Annotated in this window: 3 protein-coding genes and 1 pseudogene; 2 read left to right on the top strand and 2 right to left on the bottom strand. The window is 59.0% G+C overall.

Features of this window, described 5'->3' with window-relative positions; translation table 11 throughout:
• Positions 1–113 precede the first annotated feature (113 nt).
• Positions 114–599 (bottom strand): DUF1003 domain-containing protein, encoded by a 486-nt coding sequence (locus GV161_RS30820; protein WP_201303127.1) that lies wholly within the window; start codon positions 597–599, stop codon positions 114–116.
• Between the two features lie 194 nt (positions 600–793).
• Here GV161_RS30820 and GV161_RS30815 point away from each other — a divergent pair, with 194 nt between their 5' ends.
• Together GV161_RS30815 and GV161_RS30810 are read left to right on the top strand one after the other, a co-directional pair.
• Positions 794–1,465: an outer membrane protein gene (locus GV161_RS30815; RefSeq protein ID WP_152016317.1), complete on the top strand. Its 672-nt coding sequence runs from the start codon at positions 794–796 to the stop codon at positions 1,463–1,465.
• Positions 1,466–1,503: 38 nt separating this feature from the next.
• The gene (locus tag GV161_RS30810) at positions 1,504–2,133 is read left to right on the top strand and encodes an undecaprenyl-diphosphatase (RefSeq protein WP_159654111.1); all 630 of its coding nucleotides are present in this window, start codon (positions 1,504–1,506) and stop codon (positions 2,131–2,133) included.
• A gap of 47 nt (positions 2,134–2,180) precedes the next feature.
• On the opposite strand, the pseudogene GV161_RS30805 reads toward GV161_RS30810, so the two are convergent.
• Positions 2,181–2,320: pseudogene (locus tag GV161_RS30805) on the bottom strand (IS630 family transposase); the annotation flags it as partial.

Here is a 2,320-nt window from a genome sequence, read left to right as displayed (position 1 = left end):
TCAAGCCGGGCGCGGTCCGCGGCGGTAACCGTGATGATGATCCCTGGACGCATCGCCCAGACTCGCACGCCTACAGGCCCAGCGGAATCCCTATCGGGACTCTTCCGTCAACCTCAATCCACTAGCTTCTCATGCAGGGCCATGATCTCGATCTCGGCCTTGAGGTTGACCTCGTAGTCGTGGGAAACCGCAAGCCGGCCCTTCTCCGCCTGGCGGTTCTGCGACATCATGATGACCGGCGCCTGGATGGCGGCGATCATCGAGAGCAGCAGGTTCAAGAAAATATATGGATAGGGATCGAACGCGTTCGTCGCCAGGATGATGCTGTTGAAGATCGCCCAGACGACGAGGAAGGCCCCAAGCCCGATGATGAAGCCCCAGGAGCCGTCAATTTCGGCGACGCGATCCGATAGGCGTTCGCCGAAGGTCAACTGGGCAGAAAACTCCTGCTCCAGGTCGCGGCTGATATGCGCGCGCTTCGCAATCCGGTTGAGAACTTTCTGATCGCGTTCCGGTAAGGAGCCGGCACCCTGGTTCAGTAGCCGCTCGGCAAGCCGCTGCAGATCGGAATTCATGTCGATCTCCTTGATCGGGTTCATTTCGCTCGGTCGCCGCGTGGGCCGGTCATTGTTGATGGCTCGATGGAAAATTACGAAGATTTCAAGGCGCCTAGCCCGCGAAATCAAGAAACCGACATTGGGAATTATCAATCATAAGGACATCCGCCAGCGGTCGCGCGGGGGATATCGCTTCACTTGGTCGGTCCGACCAATTCTCGTGGAGCTTCGTACTCATGTCGATCAAGGCGTTTCCTATCGCCATCGCTGCTTCGGTGGCCGCAGTTGTAGCGGCTCACGCCGCCGATCTTCCAAGCCGAAAGGGCGCTCCAGTCGCTCCCGCTGCCTACAGTTCGCTGCCCTACAACTGGACTGGGCCGTACATTGGACTGGGAGGCGGTTACGACCGCACGCAAGGATCTGCTACGGCGGGGCTTGGCGGCCGCAAGAACACGCGATCCCGCGGGGCTTTCGGCGGATATGCAGGATACAACGTTCAACTCGGGCCGATCGTTTACGGACTCGAGGCCAATGCGGCGCTCTTGTCCTCTGGATCAAAATCGAACGCTTTGGCTGGAGCGGCCAAGGTTCGCGAGCGCTATGATGGCTCGGTGCGAGCCCGCGCCGGTTACGCCATCGATCGATGGTTGGTCTACGGCACCGGCGGCTTCGCTTTTCGAGATCAGCAGATTACCGCACCCGGTCTGACAGCCAGGAGCAAGACGCAAACAGGATGGATCGCCGGCGCAGGTGTCGAGCGGGCCTTGACCGACAATCTCGTCGCCAGGCTCGAATATACCCATGCGGACTACGGCAAGACGAAAGGGCTGGTTCCGGCGGGCCTTGGTCGAGGCAAATCGACCGACGACCGAGTGATGGCGGGCCTATCCTACAAATTCGGGATGTAGCTGCCGGTCAACCTCGTTAAACCAGTTGGACCACAATCTTGCTCGAAACGTTGAATCAAAGCCTGTTCCTGTCGATCAATGCCGGTCCGACCAGTTCGGCGGCCGCGCGCCTTGTGGGCGTAGCAGCCGCCGAATGGCTGTTCTGGCTGGTTCCAACAGTCCTCGTGATCGGCTGGATATTCGGTGGAAACCGGCTGCGCCACGCGTTGCTTGTCGCTGGTATAGCGGCGTTGGCAGGCCTCTTCCTCAACCAAGCTATAGGTTTGTTCTGGCCCCACCCGAGGCCGTTCGTGATTGGGCTCGGTCGGCAGTTAATTGCCCACCAACCCGATCCGTCGTTTCCAAGCGATCACCTGACGGTGGTTTGGGCGGTCGCATTCAGTCTCCTGGGAGCCTCGGGCACGGCGCGACGGCTAGGAGTAGCCGCCGCTCTGCTCGGCCTGATAATAGCTTGGGGACGCATCTTCGTCGGGGTGCATTTTCCATTCGACATGCTGGGAAGCGCAGCGGTCGGTGGTTTGATCAGCGTCATGACCTGGATTATTGGCGGGGGTGTGGCAGTTCGAATCTTGCAACGTACTTCGAGAATTGAGCAATTTGTTCTTGCCCGCCTTCAAGCGGCGCTGCGGAAACCTCAACAATCCAATCACCAATCACGGACGTTATGAATAGCGTTAAGTCATAAATCGAAAATCTACATGATCTCGCACCGAAGCTAGTGGATTGAATCCAACGTCTGATGCCCTCTGGCTGCGGCAGCGATGATTGCGTCTGGGTCGGCTTTCCAGCGGAACGGCTTTGGATCGACGTTGTGCTCGGCGAGGTACCGGTTGATGGCGGCCTGGAGGTCGACGA

Source organism: Bosea sp. 29B (assembly GCF_902506165.1).
In the GTDB taxonomy this organism is placed as follows: Bacteria; Pseudomonadota; Alphaproteobacteria; order Rhizobiales; family Beijerinckiaceae; genus Allobosea.
The sequence above is the reverse complement of the archived record's forward strand: the minus strand, read 5'-3'. Positions and strand labels throughout refer to the sequence as shown.

Bases quoted from the DNA above. Each gene is read 5' to 3' on its own strand.
- GV161_RS30815 (WP_152016317.1), top strand. From the start codon at position 794: ATGTCGATCAAGGCGTTTCCTATCGCCATCGCTGCTTCGGTGGCCGCA.
- GV161_RS30820 (WP_201303127.1), bottom strand. From the start codon at position 599: ATGAACCCGATCAAGGAGATCGACATGAATTCCGATCTGCAGCGGCTT.